Genomic DNA, 18,197 nt, shown 5'->3' with positions numbered 1-18,197 from the left:
GCCCCTTACCAGCTTGCCTTGACCACGCCCGGGATCTGGCCACTCGAAGCCAGGTCACGCAGCGCAATACGGCACAGCTCAAACTTACGGTAATTACCGCGCGAACGGCCTGTCAGCTTGCAGCGCAGACGCACGCGAACGCGGGAACCATTCCGGGGAAGCTCTGAAAGCTTGAGGGAAGCCTCAAAGCGATCTTCCATGGGAAGGGTGCGGTCCATCACGATATTTTTAAGCGCCAGACGCTTCGCTTTATCGCGCTGAGCCATATAGGCGCGCTTAGCGTTACGATTGACGGCGGAAATCTTGGCCATGCCTGATTTACCCTCCGGAACCTGCCGGACCATTCCAGCGGTTTTCCAAAACCTACATATTACCTGACGCCAGAAAAAACCGGCATCAGGCTAAAACACCCCACGACTGATACAGCCGCGGGACACGATCAAGCCGTATTGGCTCACCCCATAAAGGGAAGATCAAAAGCTTTCAAGAGCGCCTTTGCCTCGGCATCGGTCTTCGCTGTCGTCACGAAGATGATGTCCATGCCACGAACCTGGTCAACCTTATCGTACTCGATCTCCGGGAAGATCAGCTGTTCTTTCAGCCCCAGAGCAAAGTTGCCACGTCCGTCAAAGCCCTTGTTAGCCGGCAGACCACGAAAGTCACGGATGCGTGGCATCGCGATCGTCACGAGACGATCGAGAAACTCGTACATCCGCGCACGACGCAGGGTCACCTTGCAGCCGATGGGAAGACCTTCACGAATCTTGAAGCCGGCGATTGCCTTCTTCGCCACTGTCTTGACCGGACGCTGACCAGCGATCAGCATCATCTCGTTCAGGGCGGCGTCAAGCTTCTTCTGATCACCAGCAGCTTCACCCACGCCCATGTTGAGAACGATCTTCTCGAGGCGGGGAACCTGCATCACATTCTTGTAGCCGAACTGCTCACGCAGCTTGCCAGCAAGCTCAGCTTCATATCGTGCCTTGAGGCGAGGGACGACGTGCGTATTTTCGGTAGCCATCAGTCCCTCCTCAGCCTTCGATCACTTCGCCGGTCGCCTTCGCGACACGAACCTTGCGACCATCATCAAGAACACGGAAACCAACCTTGGTCGGCTTGCCGCTCTTCGGATCGATCAGCGCAAGGTTGGAAAGGTTCACCGGCGCTTCACGCTCGATGATGCCACCTTCCTCACCCATGCGTGTCGCGCGCTTGTGGCGCTTCGCAACCGCAACGCCACGGACAACGGCCTTGTTCTCAACCGGCAGAACCGAGAGAACTTCACCGCGGACGCCCTTGGAAGACCCTGTCGTCACAACGACGGTGTCACCCTTTTTGATACGAGCAGCCATTACAGCACCTCCGGCGCCAGCGAGATGATCTTCATGAACTTGCGCGCACGCAGTTCACGGACAACCGGGCCAAAGATACGCGTACCGATCGGCTCCTGCTGCTTGTTGATCAGCACAGCCGCGTTGCGGTCGAAGCGAATCGCACTGCCGTCTGCACGACGCACCGGGTAGGACGTCCGAACGATGACAGCCTGATGGACGTCACCCTTCTTCACCTTGCCACGGGGAATCGCTTCCTTGACGGAAACGACGATCACGTCGCCGACCGAGGCAGACTTCCGCTTGGAACCGCCCAGCACCTTGATGCACTGCACCTGACGTGCGCCTGAATTATCGGCGACCTCGAGGTTGGTCTCGGGATGGATCATTTACCTTATACCCCTGTTACGCAGCATTCCCGGACGCAACACCACCAACGACTTCGCCGTTGCGTGAAATGACCGTCCAGGTCTTGCGCTTGGAAATCGGCGTGCATTCTTCGATGCGAACCGCGTCTCCAATCTTGCATACGTTAAGTTCATCATGCGCCGCATACTTCTTAGAGCGACGAATGAACTTCTTATAGAGCGGGTGCATGATACGACGATCGACAAGAACGGTAATCGTCTTGTCCATCTTGTCGCTGGTCACACGCCCGCTGAGAATGCGCTTAGGCATTAGCCGCTCCCTCAGGAATTGGCCGCAGCACCAGCCGCGGCAGTCTTCTGCGCAGCCTGAGCTACGATCGTCTTGATACGGGCAATATCACGGCGCACAACGCGCACGCGGCTTGCCCCTTCATTCTGACCGGTGGCCTGCTGGAACCGAAGATTGAACTGCTCGCGCTTCAGATCGAGAAGAAGCGCCTGCAACTCATCAACGGACTTCACACGCAGATCAGCCGGCTTTAGTGCCTTGCTCATCTTATGCCTCTCCGATTCGGGTCACGAACTTCGTCTTGATCGGAAGTTTCGCAGCACCAAGAGCGAGCGCCTCACGCGCCACTTCTGGTGGAACCCCCTCGATCTCGAACAGGATACGACCCGGTCTAACACGGGCCACCCAGAATTCCGGAGATCCCTTGCCGGAGCCCATACGCACTTCGGCAGGCTTTGTCGAGACCGGAAGATCCGGAAAGATACGAATCCACACGCGACCAGCACGCTTCATCGCACGGGTGATCGCACGACGGGACGCCTCGATCTGACGCGCCGTAATACGCTCAGGCTCAAGAGCCTTGAGACCGAACGCGCCGAAATTCAGCTGCGTGCCGCTCTTGGCCAAGCCATGAATGCGGCCCTTGTGGGCCTTGCGGAATTTAGTCCGCTTTGGAGAAAGCATTGTTCTCTATCCCTCAGCGCTGCGGCGCCTGCTCAGCGGCGCGACGATCCTGGGCCATCGGGTCCTGGGCAAGGATCTCACCTTTGAAGATCCAAACCTTCACACCGCAGGTGCCGTAGGTCGTTTTCGCTGTTGCAGTTCCATAATCAATGTCGGCGCGAAGCGTGTGCAGCGGCACACGGCCTTCACGATACCACTCGATACGGGCGATTTCAGCGCCGCCAAGACGACCGGAGCAGTTGATCCGGATGCCCTGTGCGCCAAGACGCATGGCTGACTGAACTGCACGCTTCATCGCGCGACGGAACGCCACACGACGCTCCAGCTGCTGGGCAATGTTCTCAGCCACCAGTGTCGCATCGATTTCCGGCTTGCGGATTTCGACAATGTTCAGCGCGACTTCCGTGCCGGCCATCTTCGTCAGCTCCTTGCGGAGCGCGTCGATGTCCTGACCCTTCTTGCCGATGACAACGCCCGGACGTGCAGCGTAGATCGTCACGCGCGGCTTCTTCGCCGGACGCTCGATGACGACACGGGAAACACCCGCGCCAGCCAGCTTGCGACGCAGGAAAGCGCGCAGTTTCAGATCCGCATGCAGCAGCCGGGAATAGTCGCCATCCGCATACCAGCGGCTGTCCCAAGTGCGGTTGATACCGAGCCGAAGCCCGATCGGATTGACTTTATGTCCCATCGTCAGGCCGCCTTCTCTTCCGTCTTTGCCTCAGGCTCGGGCGCACGCTCGGCCACGACAATCTTCAGGTGACTGAAGAATTTCTCGACACGAGCGGAACGACCACGGCCACGCGCATGGAAGCGGCGCATCACGATCGACTTGCCCACATCGGCTGTCTTCACAAACAGCTGGTCAACATCCAGCTGATGATTGTTCTCGGCGTTCGCAATCGCGCTCTCGAGTGTCTTCTTCACGTCCTGAGCGATGCGACGCTTGGAGAACGTGAGGGTCGCCACAGCCTGAGCAGCCGGCTTGTTGCGGATCAGACCGGCAACAAGACCAAGCTTGCGGGGGCTCACACGGATGTTCCGCGTGATCGCCTGTGCTTCGTTCTCAGCCAGAACGCGAGGATGCTTTGATTTGCTCATCTCAGCCTCGCTTCGACTTCTTGTCCGCACCGTGACCATGGAAGGTACGGGTCGGAGAGAATTCGCCAAACTTGTGGCCAACCATGTTCTCGGTCACCTGAACCGGAAGGAACTTGTGACCGTTATAAACACCAAACGTCAGACCAACGAACTGCGGAAGGATCGTGGAACGACGTGACCAGATCTTGATCACCTCGTTACGACCCGACGCGCGGGACGCCTCGGCCTTGTTCAGCAGATACCCGTCTACGAACGGGCCTTTCCAGACGGAACGTGCCATCTCTTATTGCCCCTTACTTGCCGGTCTTCCGGCGACGGATGATCAGACTGTCCGTACGCTTGTTGACCCGTGTCTTGTAACCCTTCGTCGGCTTGCCCCACGGCGTAACCGGATGACGACCGCCCGAGGTCCGACCTTCACCACCACCATGCGGATGGTCGACCGGGTTCATGACAACACCACGGTTGTGAGGACGACGGCCGAGCCAGCGCATACGGCCTGCCTTGCCCATGTGCTGGTTCATGTTGTCCGGATTGGACACCGCGCCAACCGTGGCAAAACATTCACCGCGAACCACACGAAGCTCACCGGACTGCAGCCGGATCTGGGCGTAACCAGAATCCTTGCCGACCAGTTGCGCATAGGTTCCAGCAGAGCGGGCCATCTTGCCGCCTGCACCCTGCTTCAGCTCGATGTTATGCACGATCGTTCCGACGGGGATCGAAGCCAGCGGCATAGCATTGCCCGGCTTGATATCAACGCGGGTGCCCGCGATGACCTGATCACCAACCTTCAGACGCTGGGGAGCCAGAATGTAGGCCAACTCGCCGTCTTCGTACTTGATCAGTGCGATGAACGCCGTACGGTTCGGATCGTATTCCAGACGCTCTACGGTGCCCAGCACGTCCAGCTTGCGACGCTTGAAGTCGACATAGCGATAGGACTGCTTGTGCCCGCCGCCACGAAACCGCGACGTTGTGCGACCATGATTGTTACGACCGCCGGACTTGTTCTTGCCCTCGGTCAGCTGTTTGACCGGCTTGCCCTTCCACAGGTCAGCCCGGTCCACCAGCACCGTGCCACGAAGACTCGGCGTGACGGGATTAAAGTGCTTCAATGCCATGTGTAGATACCCCGCGTCACGCCAGCTTGGCGGTCAGGTCAATGGACTGACCCTCCGCCAGCTGTACGAACGCCTTCTTGATATCGGAGCGCTGTCCGGGACGACCCTTGAAACGCTTCGTCTTGCCCTTCTGAACCAGCGTGCAAACGCTGACAACCTTGACGCCGAAGAGTGTCTCGACCGCAACCTTGATCTCAGGCTTTGAGGCCGAGAGGGCGACCTTGAAGGCCACCTGGTTCTTCTCGGACATCGCCGTCGCCTTTTCGGTGATCAGCGGCGCACGGACGATGTCATAGAGCGCTTCGCGCGACATCTTTTCCGCCTTCTTGCGGATCGCAAGCACGTTTGTCATGCCAGCCGCTCCTTGAGGCCTTCAACGCCAGCGCGAGTGATCGCAAGGACGTCATGGTTGAGAATGTCATAGACGTTCGCGCCGATGGTCGGCAGGACGTCAATCTTCGGCAGGTTGCGGGCCGCACGAACGAAACTTTCGTTCACCGTGCCATCAACAATCAGAGCCGATGTCAGACCCAGAGCCTTCAGCTTCGCAGCCAGCTCAGCAGTCTTCGTCACGCCATCAGCTGCATCGAGAACGATCAGCTTGCCGTCTTTCGCCTTCTGGGAAAGAGCGGAAATCAGACCGAGACGACGCACCTTCTTCGGAAGGTCATAGCCGTGATCACGGACAACCGGACCATGAACAGCGCCGCCAGTGCGGTACTGCGGCGCACGCAACGAACCCTGACGGGCCGAGCCTGTGCCTTTCTGGCGGAACGGCTTCTTTGTCGTTCCAGAGACTTCGCCCATGCCCTTCACCTTGTGGGTGCCGGCGCGACGCTTTGCAAGCTGCCAGTGAACGACACGAGCCATGATATCGGCACGAGGCGTTGTGGCGAAAATCTCATCGGGAAGCGTGGCTGTGCCAGCGCTGCCATTATCGAGGGTTTTGATATCGAGTTCCATCGTCCTCAGCCCTCCGCCGTCGCAACGGCTGCCGGATACGGCGCCTCTGCATGACGGGCCTTCTTGATCGCGTCACGGACCATGACCAGTCCGTTCTTCGCGCCCGGGATGGAACCACGAACCATGACCAGATTCTTTTCCGGATCGACCGCAGCCACTTCCAGGTTCAGTGTCGTCACGCGCTCATCACCAAGGTGACCAGCCATCTTCTTGTTCTTGAAGGTCTTGCCGGGATCCTGACGGTTACCGGTAGAACCATGAGAACGGTGAGAGACGGACACACCGTGAGAAGCTTCGAGACCGGCGAAGTTCCAGCGCTTCATCGCACCGGCAAACCCCTTGCCCTTGCTCGTGCCCGTGACGTCCACCTTCTGGCCGACCACAAAGTGGGAGGCGAGGAGACGGGTGCCTGGCTCGAGAACAGCATCGGCAGCAACGCGGAATTCGCGCACGGCCTTCTTCGGCTCGACCTTCACGCGGGCATAATGGCCGCGGTTCGGCTTCGTGACATTCTTCACCTTGGCTTTGCCAAGACCGAGCTGAACGGCGGTGTAACCGTCGCGTTCTTCGGTACGGGCATCTACCACCTGCACATCATCAAGATGCAGGACAGTGACAGGCACATGTGTGCCATCTTCCTTAAACAGCCGGGTCATGCCCAGCTTTCTAGCGATCAATCCGGTACGCATCGTCTGGACCTTAGAGTTTGATCTCGACATCAACGCCAGCGGCGAGGTCGAGCTTCATGAGGGCGTCCACGGTCTGCGGGGTCGGCTCGACAATGTCGAGCAGCCTGCGGTGAGTCCGAATTTCGAACTGTTCGCGGCTTTTCTTATCCACGTGGGGTGAGCGGTTCACAGTGAACCGTTCGATATGCGTCGGCAGCGGGATAGGACCCCGAACCCGCGCACCCGTACGCTTCGCCGTGTTGACGATCTCTTTCGTGCTGTTATCGAGCACGCGATGATCGTACGCCTTTAGGCGAATGCGGATGTTCTGGTTGTCCATCGTCTTGTTTCAGTCCAACTTTCTAATCCGGTCAGGGTCTGCCCGGGATATCCCACCGCCAAGTAAGACCCCGGCCGGATCACTCCGACCGGGGGCACTCAGTTCAGGGCCCACCCAATCAAGGGCTATGGGGCACCTGCCCCGTATTACTCGGTGATCGAAGCGACCACGCCTGCACCAACCGTACGGCCACCTTCGCGGATAGCGAAACGGAGACCTTCGTCCATGGCGATCGGAGCAATCAGCTCGACATCCATAGCGATGTTGTCACCGGGCATGACCATTTCCGTACCTTCAGGCAGGTGGACAACACCGGTAACGTCCGTCGTACGGAAGTAGAACTGCGGACGATAGTTCGTGAAGAACGGCGTATGACGGCCACCTTCTTCCTTCGTGAGGATGTAAGCCTCAGCCTTGAACTTCTTGTGCGGCGTGATGGAGCCCGGCTTGGCCAGAACCTGACCACGCTCGACGTCTTCACGCTTCGTGCCACGAAGCAGGGCGCCGATGTTGTCGCCAGCCTCACCACGATCAAGCAGCTTGCGGAACATTTCAACGCCGGTCACTGTCGTCTTCGTCGTCGGACGGATACCAACGATTTCAACTTCGTCACCCGTATTGACAACGCCACGCTCGACACGACCCGTGACAACCGTTCCACGACCGGAGATCGAGAACACGTCTTCGATCGGCATCAGGAACGGACGGTCAACCGGACGCTCCGGCTGCGGAATGTAGGAGTCGACAGCGTCCATCAGATCCTTGACGCGGTTTTCGCCGATTTCCGGATCGCCATCTTCCAGGGTCACAAGAGCGGAACCCTTGATCACAGGAATATCGTCGCCAGGGAACTGATAGGAAGAAAGAAGCTCACGAACTTCCATCTCGACCAGCTCGAGCAGCTCCGGATCATCAACCTGATCAACCTTGTTCAGGAACACGACCAGAGCCGGAACACCGACCTGACGGGCGAGCAGGATGTGCTCACGGGTCTGCGGCATCGGGCCGTCTGCAGCGGACACAACAAGAATCGCACCGTCCATCTGGGCAGCGCCGGTGATCATGTTCTTCACATAGTCAGCGTGACCAGGGCAGTCGACGTGAGCGTAGTGACGGGCAGCCGTCTCGTACTCGACGTGAGCCGTGGAGATGGTGATACCACGAGCGCGCTCTTCGGGAGCTGCATCGATCTGGTCATATGCCTTGAACTCAGCGCCACCGGTTTTAGCCAGGGTCTTCGTGATCGCAGCGGTGAGCGACGTCTTGCCATGGTCAACGTGACCAATGGTGCCGATATTACAATGCGGCTTATTACGCTCGAATTTAGCCTTTGCCATCGTTTCTCTCCGTTACCTGCCAACAGGCGGGATGCGGTTGTTAGCAATTTTCGCTACGACGCCCAGCACGGACGTCGCAACACACATAAAAAAGCGTCGATTACCAGCGGTAGTGACTGAAAGCCTTGTTGGCTTCAGCCATACGATGCGTATCTTCGCGTTTCTTGACCGCGGCGCCACGATTGTTCACGGCATCCATCAGCTCGTTGGAAAGACGATCCTGCATCGTGCTTTCACCACGCTTGCGGGACGCATCGATAAGCCAGCGAATAGCCAGAGCCTGACGACGGTCAGCACGCACTTCCACAGGCACCTGATACGTTGCACCACCAACACGGCGGGAACGGACCTCGACGGCCGGCTTCACGTTATCCAGCGCCGCATGGAACATGGCGACAGGATCAGCGGAAGCTCCACCACGACGATGCAGCACATCGAGAGCACCGTAAACGATGCCTTCGGCAGTGGATTTCTTTCCATCATACATCAGTGCGTTCATGAAACGCGTGATGACGATGTCTCCAAATTTCGGATCCGGAAGGATCTCACGCTTTACAGCGCGGTGACGGCGACTCATGCCTCGATATTCCCCTTACTTCGGACGCTTAGCGCCATAGAGCGAACGACGCTGACGGCGCTTTGCGATACCCTGGGTATCAAGCACACCGCGGAGGATGTGGTAACGAACACCCGGAAGATCCTTCACACGACCACCACGGATCAGGACGACGCTATGCTCCTGAAGGTTATGACCTTCACCAGGAATATAGCTCACCACCTCATGGCCGTTCGTCAGACGCACTTTCGCGACCTTACGGAGCGCGGAGTTCGGCTTCTTTGGAGTGGTTGTATAAACGCGAGTGCAAACGCCGCGCTTCTGCGGGCAGCCCTGAAGGGCCGGCACCTTGTTGCGCTTTGCCGCAGGCTCGCGCCCCTTGGCGATCAGCTGGTTGATGGTCGGCATGCGCCTTTCCCGATCCTTACACAGTTCGGCCGGCGAACCCTCACTCCGGTTGCCGACTGTCATCCAAAATCACTCCCCGGATACAGCATCCGGAGAGCCTATGTTTACATCCGGCCTTAACGCACCTCTTGAAGAGGGCATGGAACCGCATGCTTTAATTGCTCTGACAACAACCTGCCCGGACAGTGAGCCGGAATGCATGAAGCTGAGGCGGCGGACCCTAGGCCGCAGAACCATATGAGTCAAGAAAACTCATACGATTCGGACCAGTTTCCTGACCGTCTGACAATAGCATTCCGTTGGAACCGGCCTTTTGGCGTCGTTACGCAACGAATTGAGCGCCTGATAGCCTGAAATCGCCTGCTTGGCCAGCAAAAACGGGCATCACGGCATCGAAAAGACTCTATCGTGACATGCGAGATCTGCATCGAAAAACAGAAAAGCCGGGACAAAGCCCGGCCTCTCCGAAACAAAAGATAGAAACGTCCGATTACTCGGCAGCTTCACTCCCATGCTCAAGACGCTGACGATCCTGACGCGCCGCAACAGCACGCAGTTTGTTCATCACACTTCCTGTGCCTGCAGGTATCAGACGGCCGACAATGACATTCTCTTTCAGGCCGTTCAGCGTGTCCACCTTGCCTGCCGTAGCAGCTTCTGTGAGCACACGTGTGGTCTCCTGGAAGGAAGCCGCCGAGATGAAGGACTGTGTCTGCAACGAAGCCTTGGTGATGCCCTGCAGCACCGGCATGGCGATCGCAGGGCGATCACCCGCGTTGAGGCGTTTGGTGTTTTCCCCCTCGAACTCGATACGATCCACCGTCTCGCCAACAAGATACGTGGTGTCGCCCGGCTCCAGAACCTCGACCTTCTGCAGCATCTGGCGAACGATCACCTCGATGTGCTTGTCGTTGATCTTCACGCCCTGCAGTCGATACACGTCCTGAATCTCGTTCACGAGATAATCGGACAGAGCTTCGACACCCATGACCTTCAGAATGTCATGCGGGACACGGGGACCGTCGACCAGCGGATCGCCCTTCTGGACAAAGTCGCCTTCCTGAACGGACACGTGCTTGCCCTTCGGCACCAGATATTCGGTCTCTTCACCTGTCTCATCGTTTTTCACAATGACACGGCGCTTCGACTTGTAATCCTTGCCGAATTCCACGCGACCTTCGTTCTCGGCGATGATGGCGTGATCCTTCGGACGACGCGCCTCGAACAGTTCGGCAACACGCGGCAGACCACCGGTGATGTCACGCGTCTTGGAGCCTTCACGCGGAATACGCGCCAGCACGTCACCCGCATGAACCTGTGCGCCATTCTCAACAGAGAGCAGCGAGTCAGGCGACAGGAAGTAACGCGCATCATTGCCGTTATCGAGCTTGATGACGTTGTTGTTGCTGTCTTTCAGCTGCAGACGCGGACGCAGGTCGACACCCTTCGATGCCTGCTTGTAATCCACGACCACTTTCGAAGTCAGACCCGTCACTTCATCCATACGCTCGACAAGCGTGATGGAGTCGATCAGGTCAAGATATTCGACCGTTCCCGCCTTCTCGGTGATGATCGGCAGGGTGTACGGGTCCCACTCGGCCATCTTCTGGTTGCGGGCGACAGCCTGACCTTCCTCGACAAGCAGTCGCGCACCATAAGGTACACGGTAACGCGCGCGCTCCGTGCCATTCTCGTCAGCAAGAATGATTTCACAGTTACGCGCCATGACGATCGGCACGTTCTGGGAATTATGCACCACGTTGCGATTGCGGATCGTCACGTTACCATCACGTGAGGCCTCAACCATTGACTGCTCGGCACCACGCTGGGCCGCACCACCGATATGGAAGGTACGCATGGTGAGCTGCGTTCCCGGTTCACCGATGGACTGGGCAGCGATAACACCAACAGCCTCACCCATATTGACGGGCGTTCCACGCGCAAGATCACGGCCATAACAGTGGCCGCAGACGCCAACACGGCTGTCACAGGTCAGAACCGAGCGGATCAGAACCGTCTCGACAGCGGAATTCTCGATGATTTCGGCGTCAGCCTCTTCAACAAGATGATTCCGCCTGAAAATGACCTCACCCGTGGTCGGATTGACGACGTCAGCCGCCAGCGTACGACCGAGAATCCGTTCAGAAAGCGAGGAAACAACCTCACCGCCATCCATCACCGCACGGATGGTCAGACCACGTTCGGTGCCACAATCGTTCTCGACGATAATGCAATCCTGCGCCACGTCGACCAGACGACGTGTCAGATAACCAGAGTTGGCCGTCTTCAGCGCGGTATCAGCAAGTCCTTTACGGGCACCGTGGGTCGAGGTGAAGTAATCGAGAACCGACAGGCCTTCCTTGAAGTTGGCGATGATCGGTTGTTCGATGATTTCACCAGACGGCTTGGCCATCAGACCACGCATACCGGCCAACTGCTTCATCTGTGCTGGCGACCCACGCGCGCCGGAGTGGCTCATCATCCAGACCGAGTTGATCGGCTTGCCGATCTCTGCTCTCGACAGTTCCTTGGTCATCGCGGCCTGCACTTCATCCGTGCAGCGCGACCAGGCGTCAACCACCTTGTTATAGCGCTCGCCAGCCGTGATCAGACCATCCTGATACTGCTGCTCGAACTCCTTGACCTCGGCGGCGGTGCGATCCACCAGTTCCTTCTTCTCGTGCGGGATGATCATGTCATCCTTGCCGAACGAGATGCCGGCGCGCGCTGCGTGGCGGAAACCGAGCGACATCATGCGGTCACAGAAGATCACAGCTTCTTTCTGACCACAGTGACGGTAGACCGCGTCGATCACGTCGGACACGTTCTTCTTAGTCAACTGCTTGTTGATCAGAGAGAACGGCACCGAGCTGCTTTTCGGCAGAATCTGCGCAATCAGAACACGTCCCGGTGTGGTGACAACCGTCTCGGCATACGGTTTGCCATCTTCGCCGGTCATCTCAAGGCGCATACGAATCTTGTCATGAAGCTTCAGAGCCCCTGTCGACAGGGCGTATTCGACTTCGTTGATCGAACCGAAAGACGGAGCACCTTTCTTGAGAAGCTCACCGGTCTTGTCATCGTATTCATTGCGATCAAGCGTCGCACCGAATTCCGGCGTCTCAAGGCTGAGATAGTAAAGCCCGAGAACGATATCCTGCGACGGCACGATGATCGGCTTGCCGTTCGCAGGGCTGAGGATGTTGTTGGTCGACATCATCAGCACACGGGCTTCAAGCTGGGCTTCGAGCGACAGCGGCACGTGGACGGCCATCTGGTCACCGTCAAAGTCCGCGTTGAAAGCGGTGCAGACCAGCGGGTGAAGCTGAATGGCCTTGCCTTCGACAAGGATTGGCTCGAACGCCTGGATACCGAGACGATGCAGCGTCGGCGCACGGTTCAGCATCACGGGATGCTCGCGGATCACTTCTTCAAGGATGTCCCAGACTTCCGGACGCTCCTTTTCCACCATGCGCTTCGCAGCCTTGATGGTGGTGGCGTGACCGTATTTCTCAAGCTTGGAGTAGATGAACGGCTTGAACAGCTCCAGCGCCATCTTCTTGGGAAGACCGCACTGATGCAGTTTCAGCTCAGGTCCGACCACGATAACCGAACGACCGGAATAATCGACGCGCTTACCGAGCAGGTTCTGACGGAAACGTCCCTGCTTGCCTTTCAGCATGTCGGACAGCGACTTCAGCGGACGCTTGTTGGCGCCAGTGATGGCGCGGCCGCGACGACCGTTGTCGAACAGGGCGTCAACAGACTCCTGCAGCATGCGCTTTTCGTTACGGACGATGATGTCCGGCGCACGCAGCTCCATGAGCCGCTTCAGACGGTTGTTACGGTTGATGACGCGGCGATACAGATCGTTCAGATCGGATGTCGCGAAACGACCGCCATCCAGCGGAACCAGCGGACGCAGCTCGGGCGGAATCACTGGTACGATGTCCAGAATCATCCATTCCGGCTTGCAACCGCTTTCGGCGAACGCTTCGATCAGCTTCAGACGCTTGACCAGCTTCTTGCGCTTGGCCTCGGATGTCGTCTCCTTCAGTTCCTGACGGAGCTTGACCTTCTCGGCGTCGCAGTCGATGCGCTCAAGCAGCTTCTTGATCGCTTCCGCGCCGATGCCGACTTCAATGCCGTCTTCCGCGTGCTCGTCCAGCACATCGAGATACTGCTCTTCCGTCAGAAGGCTGAACTGCTTCAGCGGTGACGTGCCCGGCTCCAGAACCAGATAGCTCTCGAAGTAGAGAACCTTTTCCAGATCTTTCAATGTCATATCGACCATCAGGCCGATACGGCTTGGCAGTGACTTCAGGAACCAGATATGCGCGACCGGGCTTGCAAGCTGGATGTGACCCATCCGCTCGCGACGCACTTTCGCCAGCGTGACTTCAACGCCGCACTTCTCGCAGACAATGCCGCGGAACTTCATGCGCTTGTATTTGCCGCACAGGCACTCGTAGTCCTTGATGGGACCAAAGATACGCGCGCAGAACAGACCATCACGTTCCGGCTTGAACGTACGATAGTTGATCGTCTCCGGCTTCTTGATCTCGCCAAACGACCAGGAACGGATCTGCTCGCTGGACGCAAGCTGGATCTTGATCTGGTCGAAGGTGGCTGCCTGACCAGTCTGGCCAAGGATTTTCATGAGTTCATTCATGCGCCGAAAACCTCCAGGACGGGTGTCACGCGGCCGCGCTCCGCGTCACGCCGGGCGCTCTGCCCCGCGCTCCGTTTCATTGAAAACAGGTCGGCGTCGAGAGACCCAGGCCCCTCGACAAGATTAAACGGGAAATCAGTCACCACTGTTTTCCAGATCCACATTCAGACCAAGCGATTTCAGTTCCTTGATGAGAACGTTGAAGCTCTCAGGGATACCGGCCTCGAAGTCGTCCTGCTCACGAACGATGGATTCGTAAACCTTGGTACGACCGGAGACGTCATCCGACTTGACCGTAAGCATTTCCTGCAACGTGTAGGCCGCGCCATATGCTTCGAGTGCCCAGACTTCCATTTCACCGAAGCGCTGACCACCGAACTGCGCCTTACCACCCAGCGGCTGCTGCGTGACAAGCGAGTACGGACCGATCGAACGCGCATGGATCTTGTCGTCAACAAGATGGTGCAGCTTGAGCATGTAGATGTAACCAACCGTCGTCTTGCGCTCGAACAGTTCGCCCGTGCGGCCGTCGATGAGCTGGGACTGACCGGAGCGGTCTACACCCGCCTTCTCAAGCATGTTCTCGATATCAGGGATCGAGGCGCCATCGAACACCGGCGTTGCAATCGGCACGCCCTTGCGCAGGTTGTTCGCCAGTTCGACAAGCTGATCGTGGGACATCTCGGCGATATCGGTCTTGAAGACCTCGTCACCGTAAACGTCCTTCAGTTCATCAAGCAGAACCTGCTTCTTTTCACCGTCACGCTGATATTCATCAACCATACCGCCGATGCGCTTGCCGATATTGGCGCACGCCCAGCCCAGATGGGTCTCCAGAATCTGCCCGACATTCATTCGGGACGGCACGCCGAGCGGGTTCAGCACGATATCGACAGACGTGCCATCCTCAAGGAACGGCATGTCTTCAACCGGCACCACGCGGGACACGACACCCTTGTTTCCGTGACGACCAGCCATCTTGTCACCCGGCTGAAGCTTGCGCTTCACGGCGACGAAAACCTTGACCATCTTCATCACGCCCGGCGGCAGCTCATCACCGCGCTGGAGCTTCTCGACCTTGCTGTCGAAGCGGGCCTGAATCTTCTGGATGGCCGCATCGAATTCGCGACGCAGTGTCTCCAGTTCAGCCGTAACGGAGTCGGATGCGACACTCACGTTGCGCCATGCGCCGCGTGGCATTTCCGCCAGAACCTCTTCCGTGATCGGCGTGCCGGACTTCAGACCCTTGAAGCCTGTGCCTGCCGTTTCACCCAGCAGGCGTTCACGCAGACGGTTGTAGAAGGAACGCTCCTGAATGGCGCGCTCGTCATCACGGTCTTTCGCCAGACGCTCGATCTCGGCGCGCTCGATCGCCATCGCGCGCTCGTCCTTGTCGACGCCGCGACGGGAGAAGACGCGGACGTCAACGATCGTGCCGGTCGTGCCGGGCGGCAGACGCAGGGACGTGTCACGGACGTCAGAAGCTTTTTCACCGAAGATGGCGCGGAGCAGCTTCTCTTCCGGCGTCATCGGGCTCTCGCCCTTCGGCGTGACCTTGCCGATCAGAATGTCGCCCGGGTTCACCTCGGCGCCGACATACACGATGCCTGCCTCGTCGAGGTTGCGAAGAGCTTCCTCACCGACATTCGGGATGTCGCGGGTGATTTCTTCCTGACCCAGCTTCGTGTCACGCGCCATGACTTCGAATTCCTCAATGTGGATCGAGGTGAAGACATCGTCACGGGCGATACGCTCGGAGATCAGGATCGAATCTTCGAAGTTGTAACCGTTCCAGGGCATGAACGCGACGAGCACGTTACGGCCCAGAGCCAGTTCACCCAGTTCCGTGGACGGGCCGTCAGCGATGATGTCGCCGGCCGCAACCTGATCACCCACGCGGACCAGCGGACGCTGGTTGATGCAGGTGGACTGGTTGGAGCGCGAATATTTCCGCAGACGGTAGGTATCAACACCCAGCGTCGCACCGGTTGAGTCGGTCACACGGACCACGATGCGCGCACCGTCGATCTGGTCCACAACACCGCTGCGACGGGCGACGATGGTTGCGCCGGAGTCATGGGCAACGGCAGCTTCCATGCCCGTTCCGACCAGCGGCGCGTCGGAGCGCACCAGCGGAACAGCCTGACGCTGCATGTTCGATCCCATGAGCGCACGGTTGGCGTCATCGTTCTCGAGGAACGGAATCAGCGCCGCGGCGACGGAAACAAGCTGCTTCGGGGAGACGTCGCAGGCCGTCACGTCCGTCGGAAGAACCTGACGGAAGTCACCGTTCCGGCGAACCGAAACCAGTTCGCCTGTCAGGGTGCCGTCCTTGTCCTGCTTGGCGTCAGCCTGAGCAACAACCAGACGCTCTTCCTCCATGGCGGAGAGGTATTTCCAGCCGTCCTGGAGCTTGCCGTCTTTCACAAGGCGATAGGGCGTCTCGATGAAACCGTACTTGTTCACCTTGGCATAGGTCGCCAGCGAGTTGATCAGACCGATGTTCGGACCTTCGGGCGTCTCAATCGGGCAGATACGGCCGTAATGGGTCGGGTGAACGTCACGGACTTCGAAGCCTGCGCGCTCGCGGGTCAGACCGCCCGGGCCAAGCGCCGAGAGACGACGCTTATGCGTGACTTCCGACAGCGGATTCGTCTGGTCCATGAACTGCGACAGCTGAGATGAGCCGAAGAACTCGCGAACAGCAGCGGCAGCCGGCTTCGCGTTGATCAGATCATGCGGCATGACCGTGTCGATATCGACAGAACCCATACGCTCGCGAATGGCGCGTTCCATGCGGAGCAGGCCAATACGATACTGGTTTTCCATCAACTCGCCGACGGAACGGACACGACGGTTACCAAGGTTATCGATATCGTCGATCTGACCGCGACCATCCTTCAGGTCGCACATGACTTTCATGGCGCGAAGAATGTCTTCCTTACGGAGCACCCGAACCGTGTCGGGGCATTCAAGACCCAGACGCATGTTCATCTTCACACGACCAACGGACGACAGGTCATAACGGTCCGGATCGAAGAACAAGCTCCGGAACATCGCCTCAGCCGTTTCGGCCGTCGGCGGTTCACCCGGACGCATGACGCGATAGATGTCGATCAGCGCCTCGTCACGGGAATTGTTCTTGTCCACCGTCATGGTGTTGCGTATCCAGGGACCATTGGCCTGATCAACCGCAAGGGTCGGCAGCTCAGTGATTCCGGCTTCTTCCAGCGCCAGCAGACGGGCTTCCGTCAGTTCCTCGCCGCCCTCACCATAAATCTCGCCCGTATTCGGGTTCACGATATCATGGGCCAGGAACCGACCAAGCAGGTCGGCTTCAGTCACCAGCACTTCTCTGGTCGTCTCGGCGATCTTGCGAACCGAGCGGGCCGTCAGTTTCGTGTCAGCGGTTGCAACAACCTCACCGCTGTCCGCATCAATCATGTCGGAGAGCAGTTTCTGACCCTTGAAGGCCTCGGCATCAAAAGGCCGCGCCCAGCCTTTGGCGGTCTTGTGGAAGATCACCTTGCCATAGAAGTAGGCAAGGATTTCATCGGAATCCATACCACGGATGTCCATGGACCCGACATCACCACCTTCTTCCGCCTTCTGCTTGCGAGCAGCCTCGGAATTCGCGCCTTCCAGCGCGTAAAGCAGTGTCGTCGCCGGCAGCTTACGCTTCCGGTCGATACGGACATAGATCAGATCCTTGGCGTCAAACTCGAAGTCGAGCCAGGAACCGCGATAAGGAATGACACGGGCCGAGAAGAGGTATTTGCCCGAAGAATGGGTCTTGCCCTTGTCGTGATCGAAGAACACGCCAGGCGAACGGTGCATCTGGCTGACGATCACGCGTTCCGTGCCGTTGACGATAAAGGTGCCGTTGTCGGTCATCAGGGGCATGTCACCCATGTAAACCGGCTGTTCCTTGATGTCGCGGATCGAGCGGGAACCCGTATCCTCATCAACATCCCAGACGATCAGACGGAGAATGACCTTCAGCGGCGCAGCATAGGTCAGGCCACGCTGGATGCATTCTTCAACGTCATATTTCGGATCCTCGAATTCGTACTGAACGAATTCAAGGCGACCACGTCCAGCGAAATCGTTGATCGGGAAAACGGAACGGAATACTTCCTGGAGCCCCGTCTGTGTCCGCGCATCAGGCGACACATTCGCCTGAAGAAATGCCTCATAGGAGGCGCGCTGAACATCAATGAGGTTAGGCATCGGCGCAACTTCGGGAATCCGCCCGAAACTCTTGCGGATCCTTTTACGCCCCGTGAACGATTTGGTGATTGCGTTCATGTCTATCCTGCCTCGTCCTTGCCGTCGGACCATCCGGCCACCCCGCTC

21 protein-coding genes are annotated in these 18,197 nt (G+C 58.2%); all 21 read right to left on the bottom strand.

The window, feature by feature from the left end; translation table 11 throughout:
* Positions 1-5: 5 nt before the first annotated feature.
* The 21 genes from rpsN to rpoB all read right to left on the bottom strand — a co-directional run bounded on the left by rpsN (position 6) and on the right by rpoB (position 18,149).
* Complete coding sequence (gene rpsN, locus A0U92_RS00905) at positions 6-311, bottom strand: 30S ribosomal protein S14 (protein ID WP_077811589.1); 306 nt, start codon at positions 309-311, stop codon at positions 6-8.
* Between the two features lie 143 nt (positions 312-454).
* Positions 455-1,021, bottom strand: coding sequence for a 50S ribosomal protein L5 (gene rplE, locus A0U92_RS00900; RefSeq protein ID WP_010666043.1), 567 nt, complete (start codon positions 1,019-1,021; stop codon positions 455-457).
* A 10-nt stretch (positions 1,022-1,031) separates the two neighbouring features.
* The gene (gene rplX / locus A0U92_RS00895) at positions 1,032-1,352 is read right to left on the bottom strand and encodes a 50S ribosomal protein L24 (protein ID WP_010666044.1); all 321 of its coding nucleotides are present in this window, start codon (positions 1,350-1,352) and stop codon (positions 1,032-1,034) included.
* Complete coding sequence (gene rplN / locus A0U92_RS00890) at positions 1,352-1,720, bottom strand: 50S ribosomal protein L14 (protein WP_010666045.1); 369 nt, start codon at positions 1,718-1,720, stop codon at positions 1,352-1,354. Before rplN ends, rplX begins: the two co-directional genes overlap by 1 nt.
* A gap of 16 nt (positions 1,721-1,736) precedes the next feature.
* Positions 1,737-2,009: a 30S ribosomal protein S17 gene (gene rpsQ / locus A0U92_RS00885; protein WP_077811588.1), complete on the bottom strand. Its 273-nt coding sequence runs from the start codon at positions 2,007-2,009 to the stop codon at positions 1,737-1,739.
* Positions 2,010-2,020: 11 nt separating this feature from the next.
* On the bottom strand, positions 2,021-2,254 hold the full coding sequence (rpmC, locus tag A0U92_RS00880) for a 50S ribosomal protein L29 (RefSeq protein ID WP_077811587.1): 234 nt from the start codon (positions 2,252-2,254) through the stop codon (positions 2,021-2,023).
* A 1-nt stretch (position 2,255) separates the two neighbouring features.
* Complete coding sequence (gene rplP, locus A0U92_RS00875; RefSeq protein ID WP_077811586.1) at positions 2,256-2,672, bottom strand: 50S ribosomal protein L16; 417 nt, start codon at positions 2,670-2,672, stop codon at positions 2,256-2,258.
* A gap of 13 nt (positions 2,673-2,685) precedes the next feature.
* Positions 2,686-3,363 carry a 30S ribosomal protein S3 gene (gene rpsC, locus A0U92_RS00870; RefSeq protein ID WP_077811585.1) on the bottom strand — a complete coding sequence of 226 codons (678 nt, stop codon included), beginning with the start codon at positions 3,361-3,363 and terminating at the stop codon, positions 2,686-2,688.
* 2 nt (positions 3,364-3,365) lie between these two features.
* A complete protein-coding gene (gene rplV / locus A0U92_RS00865) occupies positions 3,366-3,773 on the bottom strand; it encodes a 50S ribosomal protein L22 (RefSeq protein ID WP_077811584.1) in 408 nt (135 codons plus the stop codon).
* A gap of 1 nt (position 3,774) precedes the next feature.
* A complete protein-coding gene (gene rpsS, locus A0U92_RS00860) occupies positions 3,775-4,053 on the bottom strand; it encodes a 30S ribosomal protein S19 (RefSeq protein ID WP_010666051.1) in 279 nt (92 codons plus the stop codon).
* Positions 4,054-4,066: 13 nt separating this feature from the next.
* Positions 4,067-4,897 carry a 50S ribosomal protein L2 gene (gene rplB, locus A0U92_RS00855; RefSeq protein WP_010666052.1) on the bottom strand — a complete coding sequence of 277 codons (831 nt, stop codon included), beginning with the start codon at positions 4,895-4,897 and terminating at the stop codon, positions 4,067-4,069.
* 16 nt (positions 4,898-4,913) lie between these two features.
* On the bottom strand, positions 4,914-5,210 hold the full coding sequence (locus tag A0U92_RS00850; RefSeq protein WP_187668902.1) for a 50S ribosomal protein L23: 297 nt from the start codon (positions 5,208-5,210) through the stop codon (positions 4,914-4,916).
* 35 nt (positions 5,211-5,245) lie between these two features.
* The gene (gene rplD, locus A0U92_RS00845; protein WP_077811582.1) at positions 5,246-5,860 is read right to left on the bottom strand and encodes a 50S ribosomal protein L4; all 615 of its coding nucleotides are present in this window, start codon (positions 5,858-5,860) and stop codon (positions 5,246-5,248) included.
* Positions 5,861-5,865: 5 nt separating this feature from the next.
* Entirely contained in the window at positions 5,866-6,549 is a 684-nt protein-coding gene (rplC, locus tag A0U92_RS00840; protein ID WP_077811581.1) for a 50S ribosomal protein L3, read from the bottom strand.
* 10 nt (positions 6,550-6,559) lie between these two features.
* Positions 6,560-6,868: a 30S ribosomal protein S10 gene (rpsJ, locus tag A0U92_RS00835; RefSeq protein WP_007282720.1), complete on the bottom strand. Its 309-nt coding sequence runs from the start codon at positions 6,866-6,868 to the stop codon at positions 6,560-6,562.
* A 146-nt stretch (positions 6,869-7,014) separates the two neighbouring features.
* Positions 7,015-8,205 (bottom strand): elongation factor Tu, encoded by a 1,191-nt coding sequence (gene tuf / locus A0U92_RS00830; RefSeq protein WP_077811580.1) that lies wholly within the window; start codon positions 8,203-8,205, stop codon positions 7,015-7,017.
* Between the two features lie 100 nt (positions 8,206-8,305).
* Entirely contained in the window at positions 8,306-8,782 is a 477-nt protein-coding gene (rpsG, locus tag A0U92_RS00825) for a 30S ribosomal protein S7 (RefSeq protein ID WP_010666057.1), read from the bottom strand.
* Between the two features lie 15 nt (positions 8,783-8,797).
* Complete coding sequence (gene rpsL, locus A0U92_RS00820) at positions 8,798-9,169, bottom strand: 30S ribosomal protein S12 (RefSeq protein WP_010666058.1); 372 nt, start codon at positions 9,167-9,169, stop codon at positions 8,798-8,800.
* Positions 9,170-9,659: 490 nt separating this feature from the next.
* On the bottom strand, positions 9,660-13,841 hold the full coding sequence (gene rpoC / locus A0U92_RS00815; RefSeq protein ID WP_077811579.1) for a DNA-directed RNA polymerase subunit beta': 4,182 nt from the start codon (positions 13,839-13,841) through the stop codon (positions 9,660-9,662).
* Entirely contained in the window at positions 13,838-13,984 is a 147-nt protein-coding gene (locus tag A0U92_RS17610) for a hypothetical protein (protein WP_187668981.1), read from the bottom strand. The genes rpoC and A0U92_RS17610 overlap by 4 nt, the downstream gene beginning before the upstream one ends.
* Positions 13,977-18,149, bottom strand: coding sequence for a DNA-directed RNA polymerase subunit beta (gene rpoB / locus A0U92_RS00810; RefSeq protein WP_077811578.1), 4,173 nt, complete (start codon positions 18,147-18,149; stop codon positions 13,977-13,979). Before rpoB ends, A0U92_RS17610 begins: the two co-directional genes overlap by 8 nt.
* Between the last annotated feature and the right edge of the window lie 48 nt (positions 18,150-18,197).

Source organism: Acetobacter aceti (assembly GCF_002005445.1).
Lineage (GTDB): Bacteria > Pseudomonadota > Alphaproteobacteria > Acetobacterales > Acetobacteraceae > Acetobacter > Acetobacter aceti_B.
Note: the sequence above shows the minus strand (reverse complement) of the source record. Positions and strands in the feature narration are given on the sequence as shown.